The following is an 18,171-nucleotide window of genomic DNA, read 5'->3' as shown; positions in this document are numbered from 1 at the left end:
CGACCACGCCGAATACCGATCAGAGCACACCGTGCAGCGGCGGCGGCGTACCGTGCAACAGCGTGCGGCCGATGTGCTGGTATTTCCAGCGCACCGGGTCGTGCAGGGTGTGGGTGCGGGCATTACGCCAGAAATGGTGCAGGTTGAGCTCGGCGGCCGCGCTGCGGGTACCACTCACCTCGAACAGCGCGCTGGACACCTCGGTGGCCGCTCGGTCGGCCAAGATCTTGGCCGTCGCCACCGCTAGCGAAGCCGCCGCCACCCGCTCCGGCGCGGGGAGGGCGGCGTCCACGGCGGCACCCGCGGTGATCAGGGCGGATTCGGCGGCGGAAACGGTGACCGCCAGTTCACCGAACCGCTGGACGAGCAGCGGATCGTCGATCGCGCGGGCCACCTGCGCCTCGAACCAGGGCCGGCTCTTCTCCCGGGCGAACGCCGCGGCCGCGGTCAGCGCCCCGCGCGCGATACCGGTGTCGATGGCGGCGTGCAACAGCTGCGCGGAGGCGCCGTAGGCCGTCGGCTCGTCGACGGCCGCGGTGCGGGCCACCAGCTGATCGCGTTCCACCACCACGTTCTCGAAGGAGACCGTACCGCTACCGGTGGTGCGCTGACCGAATCCGTTCCAATCGTCGACGATCCGGACCCCAGCGGTATCGGCGGGCAGGAAGGCGACGTACTGGCCGGGCGGCAGACCCGACGCGGCGCCGGGATCGTCCAGCACGGTGAGCACGGCCAGGACATCCGCGAACAGCGATCCGGTGCAGTAGTACTTGACCCCGTCGATCCGGAAGCGTTGTCCGCCGTCGAGGGGCCGCACCGTGGTGGCGATATCGGCGACCGTCGCGCCACCGCGCTCCGATTGCGCGTTGGCGATCCGCGCCCCGTTCAGGACGGCGGTCAGGTAGCGGCGCTGCTGATCGGCGGAACCGGCCAGTTTCAACAGGTTCACGTAGACGAAGTGGCTGTGCGGGATCTGCGCGATATTGGGGTCGGCGACCGCGAGCAGCCGGATGACCTCGGCGACCTCGCTGGGCGGCAGGTCCGCACCCCCGAGCGCGGCCGGCACGGTCACCGCCAGCAGGCCGCGGGCCGCCAGCTCGGCGACCTCGTCGAACGGCAGCTCCCGTTCCCGGTCCCGGTGCGCGGCGCCGGGCGCGAACTCGGCGGCGAGCTGCCCGGCCACTTCGCGGGCCTGCCGCGCCGAGGTGATACGCGCGGCCCCGACGGTGGTCATCGGCTCGCCGCCGCGGCGGGACGCCGCGCGGCCTCCAATTCACGGACCAGCGGCAGCACCTTGGTACCGAAGTACTCGATTTCCTCCTGGAAATGCAGGAAGCCGCCGAGGATCAGGTCGACGCCCAGCTCCCGGTAGGCGACGATACGCTCCGCGATCTGTTCCGGCGTCCCGATGAGCTGGGTCCGGAAACCGTCGTTGTACTGGACCAGATCCTCGAAACTCGAATCCGCCCACATCCCCTTGCCGTCCCGGGTGGACGCCCCGGCCTGCTGGACCGCGTCCCGGAAACCTTCCACGGCGGGTTTGTTCGCTTTGGCGATGATCTCCCGCAGGGTGTCGCGGGCTTCGCGCTCGGTATCGCGGGCGATGATGAATCCGTTCAGCCCGAAGCGCACTTCCCGGTCGTGGGCGCGGGCGACGGTGCGCAGATCGTCGAGTTGTTCGGTGACCCCGGCGAAATCCTTACCGTTGGAGAAGTACCAGTCGGCATAGCGGCCGCCGTTGCGGCGGGCCGCGGAGGAGTTGCCGCCCTGGAACAATTCCGGATTCGGCCGCTCCGGGGTGTTCAGCGGTTTGGGTTTGAGGGTGAAATCGCGGATGCGGTAGAAGTCGCCGCCGTAGTTCACATTGTCCTCGGTCCAGATCTTGCGGATCACCTCGAGGAATTCGGCGCTGCGCCGGTACCGTTCGTCGTGCTCGAGCCAGGGCTCACCCAAGGCGGTGAACTCCCCCGCGAACCAGCCCGACACCACGTTGATGGCGAACCGGCCCCCGGACAGATGATCGGCGGTGGCGCCGAATTTGGCGAGGACCGCGGGATGCCACAGGCCGGGGTGAACGGCGGCGATCACCTTCAGCCGCTCGGTGGCGCCGAGCAATGCCAAGCTGAACGAGGTGGATTCGTGCTGGTATTCGGCCCCGTAGGACGCGGTGTAACGCACCTGGGAGAGCGCGTAGTCGAAACCGTTGCGTTCGGCCGTCTGCGCCAGCTTCTTGTTGTACTCGAAATCCCATGAGGTGCGTTGTTCGATCTCGCTGGTCACCAGACCGCCGCTCACATTGGGCACCCAGTACGCGAACCGGATCTCGTCGGTGATCTTCTCGGTGGTCATCACTGCTCCCGATGCTGGCCGTGGGCATTGTCGTCTGGACGCCGGATACGGGACCCCGTATCCGGCGCGGATCCAGTTCACCAGCGAGATTTCAGGGGTACGAGGGTTTGAATCTGCGGGATCGCATCCCAGCGGGGACCGGCCACACCCTGGGCCCCGCTGCGGTACCCCCGACCGCCCGGAACCGGAACCTGCCCCCGACCCCCGGCATCCGGGCTCGGGGCCCGGCGATCGCTACTCGCCGGGCACGGTCGGCCGGCACCGGGCCCCGATACCTCAGGCTGTGGCCGTGGCGGCAGTGCCGTACTGCGACCTGTCGAAACGCCCGGCAGGCTGGAACCGTCCCAGCACACTCGCCGCGTCCTCCCCGGTGACCGCGGCGATCAGTTCGTGCGCATCCGCCACCGAATTCACCGGCCGTGCCGCCTGCGGGCGGTGCAGTGTGCCCACGAGCGCCGACGCGAACCGCGGATCGACCGCCGCCGCGCTGAAGAACTGGCCGCCGATCTCGGCGAATTCGGGATCACTGAGAAACAGCCGGGTGACCTTGGCCGCGTCCTCCGCGCGGGCTGCCAGGAACGCCTCGTACTGTGCGGTGATCCAGGCGTCGTCGAACGGTCCCTCGTGCGCCGCGGCGGCGGCGACCAGACGCTGCGCCTGGATGAGACCACTCTGCGCGCCCTGCCCGGCGATCGGGTCGTAGGCCACGGCGGTATCGCCCAGCGCCGCTACGGGGTGACCGCCCGCGGTGTGGCCCACTCCGCGCCGGAACAGCGGCCGCACCGCGCCTTTGAGCCAAGAATGCCGATCATCGGCGATCACCTTCGTGGCCAGCACTTCCGGCAGGTCCCAGTCGAGGTAGTCGCGGTAGAGGTCGGTCACGATCCGATGCGCCGATTCCGCCGAATCGGCGGCGGCGAAACGCTTCTCCCACTCGCTGCCCGGACGGGCCCAGCCGAGGAACGCCCACGTCGGCCCCGCGTCCTTGTGCAGGTACGGCCCCCACCACGCCTCGCCCTGTTCGGCGACGATGGAAAATCCACTGCGCCCGCCGCCGGCCGGGCTGCGGTGGGCGAATACGGATTCGTCGTGCGGGAGCCCGGTGACGGTGACGGTCAGCAGGCTGCGCTGCGGCGCGTCGTAGACGGTGCGCGTGGTGTCCACCTCGAACAGGCCCGACAACCCGCCGCGACCGGTGGCCACCAGGGTGAGATCGTTATCGGCGGCGATCGGGTCGAGCCGCTCCGGTGTCACCGAATCCACGACGAACCGCCCGCCGCGCTCCAGGAAAGCGGTGAGCCGTTCGTCGGCTTTGAGCCGGGTATCGACGGCCAGACCGACGTAACCGTCGAAGGCACCGTCGAAGGCGATCAACTCCTCGCCGCCGCCGGCGAGCCGGACGGTGAGACCGCTGTGCAGGGGCGCGCGATCACGATAGGTGGGCAGGCCCAGCGCTTCTTCGGCGGCCTGGGCCTCACCGAAGACGAGTGCGGTCCCGGTGGCGGGCACTGTGTCGCGGAGGTCGCGCTGATTCTTGTCGCTGTAGACGGTCACCACGAATCCGGCGTCGAGCAGACCGAGCGCCGCGGTGATACCCGTCTGCCCCGCCCCGATGACGGCGGCCTTACGGTGGGAAGTGTTCTGCGTTGTCATAGCGCTATGGTCACGATCCCGGCAGCCGGGCTGCAGTATTACACTCATCGCGAGTCGATACCGAAAAGCGCCGCACCACAGAAATTTTCATGACACGATCAACGGTCGGCGCGCGAGCGGACGCCGCACCTGCCCTACCATCCGGCCATGACGTTCGACCTCGCCCCACCGACCGGCGACCCTGCCGAGCGCTATCGGCAACTCACCGAGCAGGCCGCGGCCCTGACAGCCGGGGAACCCGACCGGATCGCCAACGCCGCCAACCTGAGTGCCCTGATCTACCACACCCTGCCCGAGGTGAACTGGGCCGGTTTCTACTTCTACGACGGTCACGAACTCGTCGTCGGACCGTTCCAGGGCAAACCCGCCTGCGTGCGGATCGCACTCGGTACGGGTGTCTGCGGCACCGCCGCGGACACCCGCCGCACCCAGGTTGTCCCCGATGTCCATGCTTTTCCCGGGCATATCGCCTGCGACGCCGACAGCCGTTCGGAGATCGTGGTGCCGCTGGTCCGCGCCGGCGCCCTGATCGGGGTCCTGGACCTCGACAGCCCCCGGCCCGGCCGGTTCGGCGAAACCGACCGCCACGGACTCGAATCCGTGGCGGAGGTATTCGTGAACTCGCTGACCTTGCCGTGACCTCCCGTTAGGTGACCAGCTGCCCGGAGCCGCGCCGCGCCACCTCGTCCGGCAATGCCGTGGAACCCGGCCCGCCGAGCCGGTAGCGCGCGCCCCGGTGCTCCGGCGGCAGCCGGTCCCCCTGCCCGAACAGCGCGTTGCGCAGGGTGCCCGGCACGTATTCGGCGGGATAGGCACCGCGCGCGGTGAGCACCGGGATCACGTGACGAACGATGTCCTCGAAGGTTCCGGGAGTTACGGCGTAGGCGAGGTTGAACCCGTCCACATCCGTTTCCCCGGCCCACTCCTGCAGCCGACCCGCCACCGTTTCACCGGAACCCACGAACACCGGGCCGATTCCGCCGATCCCCGCCCACCGGCCGATATCGCGAACGGTCCATTCCCGGCCGTCGTCGTCGAATTCCTGGAACGCGGCCACCGCCGAACGGATCGCGTTGCTCTCCACCTCACCGATCGGGTCGTCGAGGTCGTAGCGGGACAGATCGATGCCCATCCAGCCGGACATGAAGACGAGACCCCCTTCCACACTGGCGTAGGAAAGGTACTCCTCGTGTTTACGCCGCGCGGCGTCGTCGGTGGCGTCGGTGACGATGGTCGCGAGCGCGTAGACGCGCGCCGCGTACCGGTCCCGGCCGGCCGCCTCGAGGGCGTCGCGGATATTCGTCACCGTCTGCGTCAGCACCCGTTTCGAGGGTGCGGCCACGAAGATCGCCTCCGCGTTCTCCGCGGCGAAGCGCACCCCGCGCGGTGAAGCGCCCGCCTGATAGATCACCGGGGTCCGCTGGGGTGACGGTTCGGACAGATGTATTCCCGGAACGGTGAAATGTTCGCCCTTGTGCCCGATATGGTGCACTTTCGCCGGGTCGACGTAGATATTGCGCACCGGGTCGCGGACCACCGCGCCGTCCTCCCAGGAGCCCTCCCACAACTTGTAGAGAACCTCCAGGTATTCGTCGGCCTGGTCGTAGCGTTCGTCGTGGTCGAGCTGGTCGGCGGCACCGAAATTCCGGGCGGCCGAGGGTAGATAACCGGTGACCACATTCCAGCCGACCCGGCCCTTGGTCAGGTGGTCCAGGGTGGACAGCCGGCGCGCGAACGGATACGGATGTTCGAAGCCGGTACCGGTCGTGATCCCGAAACCGAGATTCTCGGTCACCGCGGCCATGGCCGAAACCAGCAGCAACGGATCCGCCACCGGGATCTGCGCGCCCTGGCGCAGCGCGGCACGGTCGTCACCCCCGTACACGTCGTAGGTGCCGAGCACATCGGCGATGAACAGCCCGTCGAAACGACCCCGCTCCAGCAGCGCGGCCAGCTCGGTCCAGTAGCTCAGCTCCTTGTACCGATGCGACTGGTCGGCGGGGTGGCGCCACAGCCCGGGTGACTGGTGCGCGACACAGTTCATATCGAAGGCGTTGAACCGGATCCGCCGGGTCATCACCGCGCTCCTTCGCTCGGCCGGCGCTCACCCGCGCTCCAGGCGAACGGCAGCGGGGTGCCGTTCAGCAGGTGATCACCGATGGCCCGGGCCTTCTGGATCGCCGGATTGTGCACCGAGACGGTGCGCGCGTTGCGCCAGTGCCGGTCCAGGCGCAGCCGCTCGGAGGCGAGGGACGCGCCACCCACCTCGAACAGTTGCGTCGTGGCCGCCAGCACGGTGTCGATCACACCGAGCTGCGCCTGAGCGGCGGCCAGTTCGGCGTCGATCAGGCCCTGCTCCTCGGTGGCTCCCGCGGCGAGCACCTCGTCGAGCACATCGGCGACGGCCAGGACACTGGCGCGAGCGGAGAACGAGGCGGCCGACAACCGCCCGATCACCTGCTGCACCAGCGGATCGTGCCGAGGCAGATCGACCGCGGAATGGGTGTAGCCGCGGCGGCGGGCCGCCACCCACTCCCGGGTGTCCCGTTCGGCCCGTTGCGCGATCCCGGCCAGCACCGCGAGCTGGAACAGCTGGAGGTAGGAGGTGGAGTAGGTGGCGCCGGCGGATCCGTATCCCGGGCCGAGAACCCGGTCCGGCGGGACCGCGACATCGGTGAACTCGGTGGTGCCGCTGGCGGTGAGCCGCTGCCCGAAACCGTCCCAGTCGTCGTGCTGACGCACCCCGTCGGCGTCGGCGTCCACCAGCACACCGACCCGTTCCCCGTCCCGGTCGGCGGCGACGAGGATGTGATCGGCGTAGAGCGATCCGGTGCTGTAGTACTTCGTCCCGTTGAGCACCCAGCCCTCCCCGGCCGGGGTCAGCCGGGTCTGGTACCGGTCCACGGCCCCGGCGCCCGGTTCGGTGATCGCATTACCGACCAGCGTCCCCGCCGAGATCTTGCGCAACCACTGCTCCCGGACCGGCCCGGCCGCGGCGAGCAGCTGATCCTCCACGAAAACGAAATGCACGCGCAGGGCCTGCGGCAGGTTCGATTCGGCCGCGGCCAGTTCGATGAGCTGCCGGAAGAGCTGCCGCACGCTCGCCCCGTACCCGCCGTACTCCACAGGCACCCGTAGCGCGCCGAAACGCGCTTCACGCAACCGGGTCACTTCGTCGTGGGCGAGCCGGCGGTCGATCTCCCGGTCGACCGCGCCGGCCGCGATATCGGCGTAGATCGGCGCGAAAACCGCGTCCAGATCGGCATCGGAGACAGGTGGGGCTGAAGTGGACGTCATGGCCCCACGATCACCGACGCCCAGCGTTCGCTCACCGGTTACGCGCACCGCGATTCGAACACCGGCCGCTAAAAATCCCGCCGATTCCAACCGGTGCCCCAGGGGCGGCCGTTCGCGAAAATCAGAGGTCGGCCCAGCGAGGAGCTCGGCCCCGTTCGACACCGACCTGTCGACGGAAATACCGATCCGTCCGCTCTCGAGCCCCTCGGAGGAGTCACCGCATGAGCCTGTCCTTCCACTGGTTCCTGCCCACCTACGGCGATTCGCGCGGCCTGATGGCCGGGGGTCACGGTACGGCCATGTCCGGTGACCGTCCCGCCTCGCTGCGCTACCTGAACCAGATCGCGGGCGCCGCGGAGGAGAACGGGTTCGAGGCGGTACTCACCCCGACGGGCGCCTGGTGCGAAGACGCCTGGCTGTCCACGGCCATGCTGGTGGAGACGACGGAAACGCTGAAATTCCTGGTGGCGTTCCGCCCGGGTCTGGTAGCTCCCACGCTGGCGGCGCAGATGGCCGGTACATTCCAGCGGCATTCCCGCGGCCGGCTCCTGCTCAATGTGGTCACCGGCGGGGAAGCGCACGAACAGCGCGCCTTCGGCGATTTCCTGGACAAGGAGCAGCGCTACGCGCGCACCGGCGAATTCCTGCACATCGTGCGGGAACTATGGGACTCCCGGGAACCCTTCACCTTCGAAGGCGAGCACCTACAGGTACAGAACGCGCTGCTGAACAACCACCCCGACCCGGTACCGCCCATCTTCTTCGGCGGCTCCTCGGCCGCCGCCGGACCGGTCGCCGCACAGTACGCCGACACCTACCTGACCTGGGGCGAACCGCTCTTCGCGGTCGGGAAGAAACTGGAATGGATCCGCGGCCTGGCCGCGGACCGGGACCGCACTCTGGACTACGGCATCCGGTTGCACGTGATCACCCGCGATACCGCCGAGGCGGCCTGGGCGGAGGCCGACCGCCTGCTGCAGGGCATCGACCCGGCCGATATCGAACGGGTGCAGGCCAATCTGGCCCGTAGCGAATCCGAGGGGCAGCGCCGCATGCTCGAACTGCACGGTGGCCGCACCGACCGGCTGGAGATCGCACCCAACCTGTGGGCGGGTGTCGGCCTGGTACGCGGCGGCGCCGGTACCGCGCTGGTCGGTTCGCACGAGGAGGTGGCCGAACGGCTCATCGAGTACTCGCGCCTGGGCATCACCCATTTCATCCTCTCCGGTTACCCGCATGTCGAGGAGGCCTACTGGTTCGGGGAGGGCGTACTGCCGATCCTCGAACGGCGCGGCTTGTGGCGGCGCTCGACCGACCGCGCGACCGCCCCCGTGAGCACCCCGTTCGCGACCGCCTCCACCAGCTGAGCCCCCGCTCCACCGGAGATACGCACGGGTCGGTAGCGCCCGGGCACGCGCGGACGTGGCTCGGCAGACAACGGTCCGCGGCGGACGCGGCCACCGCAAATGCCCTGGTGCACGCCGGTCCGATGATTCACTGTGTCCATGACCTCACGCGCCGGGAGTGTCGATCGTCCGCGACCGCAGCGGGTCTTGAACGATCTGGCCGTGCACCTGGGCCTACCGTGGACCCCCGCCGGTCGCGAGACGAGAGCGCCCATCACCGGGATCAGTCAGGATTCGCGATTGGTCACCGCCGGGGAGGTGTACGCGGCCTTACCGGGTTCGAACCACCACGGCGCCACCTTCGCCGCCGAGGCCGCCGCACGCGGCGCGGTAGCGGCGATCAGCGACCGGCCGTGCCCCGCGCTCCCGACCTTCGTGGTCGACGATCCCCGGCGCGTACTGGGCCCGCTCGCCTCCTGGATATACGACCACCCCTCCCGTGAGCTCGATGTTTTCGGCGTAACCGGAACCAACGGTAAGACCAGCACCAGCTATCTGTTGAGCGCGGGGCTGAGCGGCGCGGGCGCGGAAAACGGGCTGATCAGCGGCGTCACCATTCGCGGACCGTGGGGCGCGCATCCGGCCGCGCGGACGACCCCTGAGGCCAGCGAACTGCAACGCACGCTGGCGGCGTTCCGCGCCCGAGGCGTCTCCGCGGTCGCGCTGGAGGTGTCGAGTCACGCGCTGGCACTGCACAGGGTGGACGGGATCCACTTCCGTGTCGGCGTCTTCACCAATCTGGGCTCGGATCACCTGGATTTCCACAGCGACCTCGAAGGCTATTACTCGGCGAAGGCGAAACTGTTCTCCCCGGAGCGCAGCGAAGCCGCGGTAATCAATATCGACGACGAATACGGGAGGCGCCTCGCCGCGGCGGTGGAGATCCCCCAGCACACCTTCTCGACCGCATCCACCGCGGCCGATTTCTACGCCGACACTATCGCGGCCGACGAGCACGGCACCTCGTTCGTACTACACACCGCCGACCGCACCGCCGCGGTCGAGCTGCGATTACTGGGTCCGCACCAGGTCGACAACGCGCTGGGCGCGCTCGCCGCGCTCGCCACCGCGGGAGTCGATCTCGACGCGGCGATCGCGGGGATGGAAAACCTGGACTGCGTGCCCGGCCGGATGCAGCGCGTCGACGCCGGACAGCCGTTCCTGGCATTCGTCGACTACATGCACAACACGGCGGGCCAGCAGCGGCAATTCCCCTATCTGCGGTCTTTGACCGACGGCAAGGTGATCGCCGTCGTCGGGGCCACGGGAGAACGCGACCCGAGCAAACGCGGCCCGTTGGGCCTGACGGCGGCGACATTCGCCGATACCGTCATCGTCACCGACGAAAGCCCGTTCTCCGACAGCCCCGCCGAACTGCGGCACGATATCGCCGCAGGCGCCCATGCGGCCGACCACGCCGAAGTCCTTCTCGAACCCGACCGCGCGGACGCGATCGCGGTGGCCGTGGCCCGGGCACGACCCGGCGACGTCCTCGTCGTCGCCGGTCGCGGCCACGATCCCGTGCAAACCTACGACACCAGCACTCGTGCCTTCGACGATCGAACCGAATTACGCCGCGCTCTGGAGCACTCGCTAGCCGGCGGTATGCCGCCACGCGCGGACGTCGGCGCACGATGACCAGCCGCGCGACGTGGACTTCGTCGAGGGGCACCGAAGGTCGACCGGCCGAACTCAGGGCCCGGCGCGGCGCGCAGTCGCCCGGGTCAGTAGGCCATGGGCACATCCGAGCGCTCTCATCGATACAGGGTCGGCAGGTCGACAAGGATCACCTCTTCCGATTCTTCTGCCAACGCCCGCTCGCCGAACCCCGCCCCGCTGAAGCACAACAACCGGGTCCGGCTCGTGTCGTACTTGCCGCTACGTGCGATGACGTCTCTGATGGTGCGTAACCGCGCCAGGTGACCCGCCCCCATGGTGTCGTTCCACTTCGCTTCTCCGATGGCCAGCAGAGGTTGTTTGCCTCCTCCTTCGGCGATCCCGATTACGGCGACATCGACCTCGTAGTTGGTCCGGGTGGCGCCGTCGTGCACTACACCGTGCCCCACTCGGGCCGGGAGCCCGTCGAAGAGGAGAGGATCGGCGTGGTGCAACGTCCAGTCACGGCAGACCTGCTCGAAATGGGGGCCGAGCACATTGCTGATGAATCTGCGGCCGCTGGCTCGCCATACGCGGTGGGCGGCTCCGGGTCGTTCGAGCTGGCCCCACACCGGGCGCATGATGGCGTGATAGAAGCGGATGAGCGGTTCGGAGATCCGGTAGGTGGACCTGTTGTCCCGGAATACGTCCGCGTCGCGGTACAGCAACCCGACGTCCTCGAGCACATTGATCGGGTGGGCGATATCGGGCGCTTTGCGTTCCAGGTAGCTCGCGATCCCACCACGGGTCGCGTTGCCGTCCGCGACCGCGCCGAGTACGGAGAGATACAGCGCGGGGTCCCGGAGTTCCGGTTCCTCGGCCAGGAGATAGCGCGGTTCCCGGAAGAGCGGAGTTTCCGGATTCATGACGGTTCGCACCACCCAGGCGTCGAAGTCGTCGGGTCCGGTGGGGGCGTCGCCGCGGGCGAACTCACGGCGGTAGGCGGGTGTACCACCGACGATCGAGTTGACCTGGAGCGCCAAGCGCGGGTCGGTGAGATCCCAGAACTGTGCGGCCAGCCGGAAGTCCAAGGGGCGGACCACCAGTTCCAATCCGGCACGACCGCGCAGGGGGGCGTTGCCGGACAATATCCGCCCCATGAACGACAGCGCCGAACCGCACAGTAGGAGCCGAGTCCGAGAGTTCACCCGTTCGGCACGCCGGGGACGCAGTGCCTCTTGAATGATCGAGGGAAGCTCGGGATTCGCTTTCGCCAGGTAGGGAAACTCGTCGAGTACCACCGGAACCGGGCGCTCGGCGCCGAGGGCGAGGAGGGTGTCGACGACCTCGGCCCAGCCGTGGAAATGGAACGGGCTCGCCGGACGCAGGTGAGCGGTGAGGGCGGCGCTGATCCGTCGCAGCGATTCGGCGTCGGTCGCCTCGGTCGCGCCGAAGTAGAACCCGCCGGCAGCCTCGCAGACAGCCTCGAGCAGGAAGGTCTTACCCTGCCGGCGTCGGCCGGAGACGACGCCGAGCGTCGCGCCGGGCCGTTCGTCGGTGACGAAACCGGTCAGCGCGGACCATTCGTGGTCACGGTCGAACATATCCGCGGGTTTGCGCACTTCACCCTCCGCGATTTATAGGACTACAGTTTATATAACTGTACCCCTAAAAGTTTTCCCAGGTAGAAGCGGTTCGATCAGTTGTTGCCCGTGTTCGCGGTGCGTCCGAGGAGCGCGGATCGGATCAGTTTCCGGGCCTCCTCCCCTGTCACCGACTGCCGGGCGAGGGTGTCGAATGCCCGGCCGTACACATCGATCTCCCGGGGCTGGGTGATGGTGAGTTCGGCCGCTGTCCCCTCCACCATCACCAGCCGGTTGTCGAACATGGCGAAATTGGTGGACACCACCAGCGCTTCGGCGGTGGCCGGCACGATACCGATGGTGACGCGGGGCATTCCCAGAAGGGACGCGAGCCGGTCGAGCTGGCCGATCATGACGGTGTCGTCACCGACGGTGGTGTAGAGCGCCTGTTCGGCGATCAGGAAGTGGAACAGGTGGTCGCGCTGGTAGAGAACGCGTTGTCGTTCCATCCGTTTGGCCACCGCCGCGTCGATATCGTCGGGTATCCGATGGAATTCGATACCGCGGCGCAGTTTGGCCGCGGCGTACTCCGCCGTCTGCAGCAGGCCGGGAACGATCTGCGGCTGGAAATCCCGGATATGGGTCGCACTCGCCTCGAGTTTCAGGGATTTCTGTTGCCGGCGGCCCAGGCCGGTGCCGAGTATCTTGCGCCATTCGAGGTGGGCGACTTCGATGCTGTGCGCGGTGGCCAGCAGGTCCGGTAGCTGGTCTTCGGCGCCGCAGTGGTGGCAGTAGGCGCGGATATCGTCGTCGGAGGGGCGTATCCGGGCGAATTCGATTTTGCTCACCTTCGACTCGTGCCAGCCCGAGAGCTGAGCGAGCCGGCGGTTGGTGAGCCCGGCGCTGCGGCGCAGCTCGCGGAGCCGCGCTCCGAGGGCTTCGCGTGAATCGTGGACTTCGGTCATCGGTCGACGTATTCCCGGTAGGGCGTGGCCATTTCCCACAACCGGTCGCGTACGCCGCGGGCGTATTCGACGATTCCGGGGTCGGTGGTGACCGCCAGGCCGGCGGGCCGGCCGTATCCGTCGACCAGGTTGTAGACGACGCGCCGGTCGTCGAGCAACCACCAGTCGTCGGGGGGTACGTCACCGGCGAGATGGCGTGGGATGTAGCGGATGTCCTCGCCGGCGGCGGTGTTGGTGTCGGTGACCGAGAGCAGCCAGCGGTGATAGTCGGTGTGCGGCTCCGTGACCACCCGTACCCGGCGCACGGTGACCCCACGGCCGATCGTCCCGCGGATCAGGGAATTCCATTGGTTCTTGTGTTCGTCCGGTAGGGCGGGCCGGCCGTTCAGGAACCGCCCCAGCCGGGCCGATTCGGTCGGCACGGCATAGGCGTCCCGGACCTCGAGGTGGAACGCCTCGCGATCGCACTCATGGAACAGCGCGGCCCAATCCGGCGGTTCATGCGGAAGATAGCGCACCGTAGAACGTCCTTACGGTTTTCGGGACTTCGATCGCGGCCTCGTGGGGCGCGAGATCGAGTTGGTCCAAGATCTCACGCTCGGCGATGGGGCGGCCGGCGAGGGTGAAGGTACCCCGGCCGGTATCTCTCAGGGGGGAGCCCAGGAAGGTGCCCGGTTCGGCGTAACCGAGCAGTAGATGGGGGATTTCGACGGTCTCCGGGGTATCTGTCCCCCATCCCTGGACCAGGTAGCTGCCCTGGTCCGTGGTGTACAGGCTGGGGCAACCACCGAGATCCGAGCCCCCCTTACCGAGAAACCGCAGACGCATTCTTCGACCCCTGTCTGATGGTGAGCACGAGTTTTCCCGTACTGCGTACATGATGCATGTTCCGGATGACGACCCGGCAACTACAGGGCCGATTTGTGCAAACTTGTGCTCACTTCTCGCCATGATCGGTTCCGACTACTTAACGTCGGAGGCAACCGTCGCGCCGGATGCCCGTGCCTGGAGGCGGTCTGCGAGCGAACTTATACGGCAAGGGGTTGAGCATGCGATTCGAGGTGAAAGTGAGCCGCTACGGGGATCGGTGGCTCATATCCGCACCTGCGTTCGGCGTCGCGAATATCGTGTCGGAGGAGGCGGCGCTTCGGGACGAGGCCTACCGGATGATCTCCCAGTGCGGCGCGGCCCCCGCCGGATTCGAGATCGAACTGGTGCGGAACGCGGTAGCCGACGACGATCATCGGCCGGGCCCTCCGGTGGGACTACACGAAGTTCCCTGAGGAACACCTGTCCGGTGTGCGCGGCGGGTGGCTGATCGGAGGCCGGGCGGCCTTTCCGCCCGTGTTCGGTGCCCACTCCCCGTGCCCGGTGCCGACTCGACCGGCAGTACAGCCACGGCCCGAGCTATGCCGAGGCACCCGGCCGACTCCGGCGCTCCGGGAAAGATTGCCCCATATCACCCGAACCGTCGTTCACTTTCGGCTATCGTCGCGCTGGCCGGGCGAATGCCCGGCAGGACCCGTCGTGCGGGTTCTACCGGCTCGGCGGTCGGCGACGACCGCTTCGTTCCGCAGAGGAGCCACCATGTACCCCGGCGCGCATGTCGATCGTTTTCCCGATAAGCCAGCGGTCATCCTCGCCGAGAGTGGGGAAACGCTGACGTACCGGGAGCTCGAGGACAATTCGATCCGGCTGGCCCGGCATCTGCACGACGCCGGCTTACGCCCGGGCGATCATCTCGCGCTGCTGTCCGAAAACGATCCGAAGGTCTACGAGGTCTACTGGGCGGCACTGCGATCCGGGCTTTACATCACGGCGGTGAACCGGCATCTGGCCCCGGCGGAGGTCAGCTATATCGTCAACGACTGCGGGGCGCGGGCGCTGATCGTCTCGGCGGGGCTCCGGGCCGCCGCCGAGGAGATCGTCGCGCAGACTCCCGCGGTGGAGTCGCGGCTCGCCTACAACGGCGCGGCCGACGGCTACGCCTCCTACGAGCAGGCCCTCGCGGCCGCTTCGCCGGAACCGCTGCCCGACCAGCCGCGCGGCGCCGATATGCTCTATTCCTCCGGTACCACCGGGCGGCCGAAGGGAATCGAGCAGCCGTTGTCCGGCCGCCAGGTCGGCGATCCCCCCGGCGACACCTACACCGCGGTCTTCGGTCCGCTCTACGGTTTCGACACCGATTCGGTGTATCTGTCCCCCGCTCCGCTCTATCACGCCGCACCGCTGCGTTTCGGCGGTGTGGTGCACGCGCTCGGCGGGACCCTGGTGGTGATGCAACGGTTCGATCCCGAGAACGCCCTGGCCGCTATCGAACGCTACCGGGTCACACACAGCCAGTGGGTGCCCACCATGTTCGTGCGGATGCTGAAACTCGACGAGGCCGTCCGCGCCCGCTACGACGTTTCCGGCCTGAAAGTCGCGGTCCATGCCGCCGCGCCCTGTCCCGTCGAGGTCAAGCGGGCGATGATCGACTGGTGGGGGCCGATCCTGCACGAGTACTACGCCTCCACCGAGGCCAATGGGGCGACCTTCATCGACAGCGAGCAATGGTTGCGGAAACCGGGGTCGGTGGGTGTGGCCGGTATGGGCACGATCAAGATCTGCGGAGACGACGGCGCGGAGCTGCCGACCGGTGAGATCGGCACGATCTACTTCGAACGCGACGAGATGCCCTTCGCCTACCACAACGACCCGGTGAAAACCGAGCAGGCGACCCACCCCCGGCATCCCACCTGGACCACCACCGGGGATATCGGTTATGTGGACGAGGACGGTTTCCTGTTCCTGACCGACCGCAAGGCCTTCATGATCATCTCCGGCGGGGTGAACATCTATCCGCAGGAGATCGAGGACGCGCTCGCCCTGCATCCGAAGGTGCTCGATGTGGCGGTGATCGGGGTGCCCGACGAGGAAATGGGGGAATCGGTCAAGGCTGTGGTCCAGGCCGCGCCCGGCGTGGCACCCGGTGCGGAGCTGGCGGCCGAGCTCCGCGAGTACCTGCGGGACCGTATCGCCCATTACAAGGTGCCCCGCGGCTTCGATTTCGCCGACGAGCTGCCACGCACCCCCACGGGCAAGCTGGTCAAGGGCAAGCTGCGCGAACGGTACCTGTGAACTCGTGACCAGCCGGCGATGTTTGCCACGCCGGGACCGTGTAATACCGCCGTCAGGAGGTGGTGATGACGCGAGATCTGGGCACGAACGACGTGGAGAAGCGCTGGTCCGACGACGGGAATTTCCGCCGGGCCGCGCGCTACACGCTGGGGGTGGTCGCCGTGGCGGCGCTGGTGTGCGCGGTGACCGCGGTCTGGTCGGCCGCTTCACGCTGCCGGGACGCCGGATCGCTGCTGTGTGATGCGCCGTCCCAGGTCGCGATTCTGTTCGGCCCGGGCGCCGTGCTGTTCCTCGGTGGGGTGGGTGCCTTCGTGGAGACGGTCCGGGTCTGGCGGCGGAGCGGGGCCTGGCCAATCTGGCAGGGGGCGGGCTGGTTCCTGTTCCTCGTCATGCTCTTCTATCTCGGTATGGGCGCCACCACCGTACCGGCGGACTGAGCGCGTCCGCCGGGGGCAAACGCCCCGGTAGCCCTGCTGAATCGCCCGCATCTGTGGCAAACTCTCCGGGGAATGCTCGGACTACGGCCGCTCGACGACCGTGCGCGGAAGGTGATGCGGGAATTGAGATCGCGATGGATCTGATCGCCATCGAGGGCCGGGTGGCCGCGGAGCGGATCGCCGCCCGGGACCGGAGGGCGGAAACCGAACTCCGGCTGGCCGCCACGCTGTGTGAACTCGCCACGGCCTATCTGGCCACCCAGACCGACGGTTCGGTACGCAACCGGGTGGCCGGTGCCTTGGAGCCCGCGCAGGAAGCGGTGATGATCCGGCTGCGCTGGTTCACCGCCGGCCGGGTCTCGGCACAGTTCGCAGGCGAGGTCCAGGACACGTTGCGCCTGCTGGAGCAGGCGGCCCGCGCCATCGGGCATCGCGAACTCGCCACCGCCACCATCCGCGACGCCTGCAACGCCTACACCCGGGTGGCCCACGATCACCCGCACGCGGCGGGGGTGTGCGCGGACGGCCTGTCGAAATGCGGTGTGTGGTTGTGCCGGTTGGATCCGGGCGCGGCGGTGGTCGCGACGGACGAGGCGGTGCGGATCCGCGCCACACTGTTCGAGGCCGATCCGGAGCAGTCCCGGAAATACCTTGCCACGTTGAACACCCTGCTGCGCACCCTGATGGTGGGGCGGCAGCGCAAACAGGCCGTGGCGATGTATCGCGAGCGCTACACCGCCCTCACCACACCGGCCATGGCGGCGCAGCTACGGGCGCTGAAGATCGAGGAGATCGGTTTCACCGGGAAAACCCAGGCCGCTCTGCGCAAACTCGAATGCCGCACCCTCGAGCGGGCCGGTTATCTCACCCAGCAGCAGATCCTGTACCAGAGCGCCGGGGATCTGGCCACGATCGAGGAGATCAACTGGAATCTGGCGCTGGTGGGGTTGAAACCACTGGCGGCGGGCGCGATGCCGGATCAGCCGGCCAAACCGGTGGAGATCGGTTCCTCCTTCGGCGCGCTGGGGGTGCTGTGCTCGGCACCCGACGCGCCCGCGCAGGTGCGTGCGGCGATCATCGCCGCCTTCACCGCGGCCGGGGCGGAACCGGTGGATATCCGCACCGCCTACGGGGTGGACAAGGCACACTGGGGCACCCGGGATCCGCAGCTCAACGCGGCGACCGAACTCGGCGAGGACATCGTGCTGGTCGAGCGGTTGTCGGGGAGCTGGGTGGCGGTCAAGAGCCTGAAGTGGGAGTTGACACCCGTCGCGAAGAATCCGCTGGCCCTGGCGCTTTCGCAGCACTGGCCGGTGGTGAGCGTGACCAGCACCGAGAATCTGGCCTACGAATTGTGCTGGTACGAGCACGGTGCGGCCGGCCAGTACGCGGCGCTCGGCCGGCCGGCCGAACCGGTCGCCCTGGATACGCCGCTGGCGCCTCTCGATTTCGGCAAACTCGCCGACTACGGCGCGGATTACGCCTCGGAGACCCAGATCCGGTCCGCTTTCGGTAACGCCACCATGTTCGCGAAGCTCACCGAATTACCGGCCAGCGGTATCCGCCAGGCCGCCGAAGCCCGCCCGCTGGCCGGGTACGGGGAGCAGGTGTTGTGTTTCCGCGCGGCGGCGGAGAAACGGATGGGTGCGCCCCGCGGAATCGCGTGAGGCCGGATACGACGAAGCGGTCCCGGGAATGTGAAAAGCCCTTGTCCATAGCGGTTTCCGAGACTTCACGCGCCGCTTTCGTTAGTGTCTGGAACGAA

General features: G+C 68.1%; 16 protein-coding genes. 7 read left to right on the top strand and 9 right to left on the bottom strand.

The annotated features are described in order from the left end of the window. Positions 1 to 19 precede the first annotated feature (19 nt). The 3 genes from ACYR7D_RS11525 to ACYR7D_RS11515 all read right to left on the bottom strand — a co-directional run bounded on the left by ACYR7D_RS11525 (position 20) and on the right by ACYR7D_RS11515 (position 4,002). The gene (locus ACYR7D_RS11525; RefSeq protein WP_459549600.1) at positions 20 to 1,234 is read right to left on the bottom strand and encodes an SfnB family sulfur acquisition oxidoreductase; all 1,215 of its coding nucleotides are present in this window, start codon (positions 1,232 to 1,234) and stop codon (positions 20 to 22) included. Further along, positions 1,231 to 2,349, bottom strand: a complete 1,119-nt coding sequence (gene sfnG, locus ACYR7D_RS11520) for a dimethylsulfone monooxygenase SfnG (protein ID WP_459549599.1) — start codon at positions 2,347 to 2,349, stop codon at positions 1,231 to 1,233. Before sfnG ends, ACYR7D_RS11525 begins: the two co-directional genes overlap by 4 nt. Before the next feature lie 276 nt (positions 2,350 to 2,625). After that, the gene (locus tag ACYR7D_RS11515; RefSeq protein ID WP_459549598.1) at positions 2,626 to 4,002 is read right to left on the bottom strand and encodes a styrene monooxygenase/indole monooxygenase family protein; all 1,377 of its coding nucleotides are present in this window, start codon (positions 4,000 to 4,002) and stop codon (positions 2,626 to 2,628) included. Between the two features lie 147 nt (positions 4,003 to 4,149). Between ACYR7D_RS11515 and ACYR7D_RS11510 the strand changes: the two genes are divergently transcribed. Further along, positions 4,150 to 4,641, top strand: coding sequence for a GAF domain-containing protein (locus tag ACYR7D_RS11510; RefSeq protein WP_459549597.1), 492 nt, complete (start codon positions 4,150 to 4,152; stop codon positions 4,639 to 4,641). Positions 4,642 to 4,648: 7 nt separating this feature from the next. Here ACYR7D_RS11510 and ACYR7D_RS11505 read toward each other — a convergent pair whose 3' ends face one another. After that, on the bottom strand, positions 4,649 to 6,079 hold the full coding sequence (locus ACYR7D_RS11505) for an LLM class flavin-dependent oxidoreductase (protein ID WP_459549596.1): 1,431 nt from the start codon (positions 6,077 to 6,079) through the stop codon (positions 4,649 to 4,651). After that, positions 6,079 to 7,299: an acyl-CoA dehydrogenase family protein gene (locus tag ACYR7D_RS11500; protein WP_459549595.1), complete on the bottom strand. Its 1,221-nt coding sequence runs from the start codon at positions 7,297 to 7,299 to the stop codon at positions 6,079 to 6,081. The genes ACYR7D_RS11505 and ACYR7D_RS11500 overlap by 1 nt, the downstream gene beginning before the upstream one ends. 221 nt (positions 7,300 to 7,520) lie before the next feature. Here ACYR7D_RS11500 and ACYR7D_RS11495 point away from each other — a divergent pair, with 221 nt between their 5' ends. Further along, positions 7,521 to 8,666: an LLM class flavin-dependent oxidoreductase gene (locus tag ACYR7D_RS11495; protein WP_459549594.1), complete on the top strand. Its 1,146-nt coding sequence runs from the start codon at positions 7,521 to 7,523 to the stop codon at positions 8,664 to 8,666. 138 nt (positions 8,667 to 8,804) lie between these two features. Beyond that, positions 8,805 to 10,343: a UDP-N-acetylmuramoyl-L-alanyl-D-glutamate--2,6-diaminopimelate ligase gene (locus ACYR7D_RS11490; protein WP_459549593.1), complete on the top strand. Its 1,539-nt coding sequence runs from the start codon at positions 8,805 to 8,807 to the stop codon at positions 10,341 to 10,343. A 116-nt stretch (positions 10,344 to 10,459) separates the two neighbouring features. Here ACYR7D_RS11490 and ACYR7D_RS11485 read toward each other — a convergent pair whose 3' ends face one another. The 4 genes from ACYR7D_RS11485 to ACYR7D_RS11470 all read right to left on the bottom strand — a co-directional run bounded on the left by ACYR7D_RS11485 (position 10,460) and on the right by ACYR7D_RS11470 (position 13,677). After that, on the bottom strand, positions 10,460 to 11,923 hold the full coding sequence (locus tag ACYR7D_RS11485; RefSeq protein WP_459549592.1) for an AAA family ATPase: 1,464 nt from the start codon (positions 11,921 to 11,923) through the stop codon (positions 10,460 to 10,462). Positions 11,924 to 12,000: 77 nt separating this feature from the next. Then, positions 12,001 to 12,849, bottom strand: coding sequence for a helix-turn-helix domain-containing protein (locus tag ACYR7D_RS11480; RefSeq protein ID WP_459549591.1), 849 nt, complete (start codon positions 12,847 to 12,849; stop codon positions 12,001 to 12,003). Beyond that, entirely contained in the window at positions 12,846 to 13,367 is a 522-nt protein-coding gene (locus ACYR7D_RS11475) for a DUF6879 family protein (RefSeq protein ID WP_459549590.1), read from the bottom strand. Before ACYR7D_RS11475 ends, ACYR7D_RS11480 begins: the two co-directional genes overlap by 4 nt. Continuing rightward, on the bottom strand, positions 13,348 to 13,677 hold the full coding sequence (locus ACYR7D_RS11470) for a hypothetical protein (protein ID WP_459549589.1): 330 nt from the start codon (positions 13,675 to 13,677) through the stop codon (positions 13,348 to 13,350). Before ACYR7D_RS11470 ends, ACYR7D_RS11475 begins: the two co-directional genes overlap by 20 nt. Positions 13,678 to 13,898: 221 nt before the next feature. Between ACYR7D_RS11470 and ACYR7D_RS11465 the strand changes: the two genes are divergently transcribed. The 4 genes from ACYR7D_RS11465 to ACYR7D_RS11450 all read left to right on the top strand — a co-directional run bounded on the left by ACYR7D_RS11465 (position 13,899) and on the right by ACYR7D_RS11450 (position 18,073). Further along, positions 13,899 to 14,132, top strand: a complete 234-nt coding sequence (locus ACYR7D_RS11465; RefSeq protein ID WP_459549588.1) for a hypothetical protein — start codon at positions 13,899 to 13,901, stop codon at positions 14,130 to 14,132. A 304-nt stretch (positions 14,133 to 14,436) separates the two neighbouring features. Then, positions 14,437 to 15,969 carry an acyl-CoA synthetase gene (locus ACYR7D_RS11460; protein ID WP_459549587.1) on the top strand — a complete coding sequence of 511 codons (1,533 nt, stop codon included), beginning with the start codon at positions 14,437 to 14,439 and terminating at the stop codon, positions 15,967 to 15,969. A 65-nt stretch (positions 15,970 to 16,034) separates the two neighbouring features. Then, on the top strand, positions 16,035 to 16,406 hold the full coding sequence (locus ACYR7D_RS11455) for a hypothetical protein (protein WP_459549586.1): 372 nt from the start codon (positions 16,035 to 16,037) through the stop codon (positions 16,404 to 16,406). Between the two features lie 134 nt (positions 16,407 to 16,540). Further along, the gene (locus ACYR7D_RS11450) at positions 16,541 to 18,073 is read left to right on the top strand and encodes a hypothetical protein (RefSeq protein WP_459549585.1); all 1,533 of its coding nucleotides are present in this window, start codon (positions 16,541 to 16,543) and stop codon (positions 18,071 to 18,073) included. Positions 18,074 to 18,171: the final 98 nt, after the last annotated feature.

It is taken from the genome of Nocardia sp. X0981 (assembly GCF_977089955.1).
The sequence above is the reverse complement of the archived record's forward strand: the minus strand, read 5'-3'. Positions and strand labels throughout refer to the sequence as shown.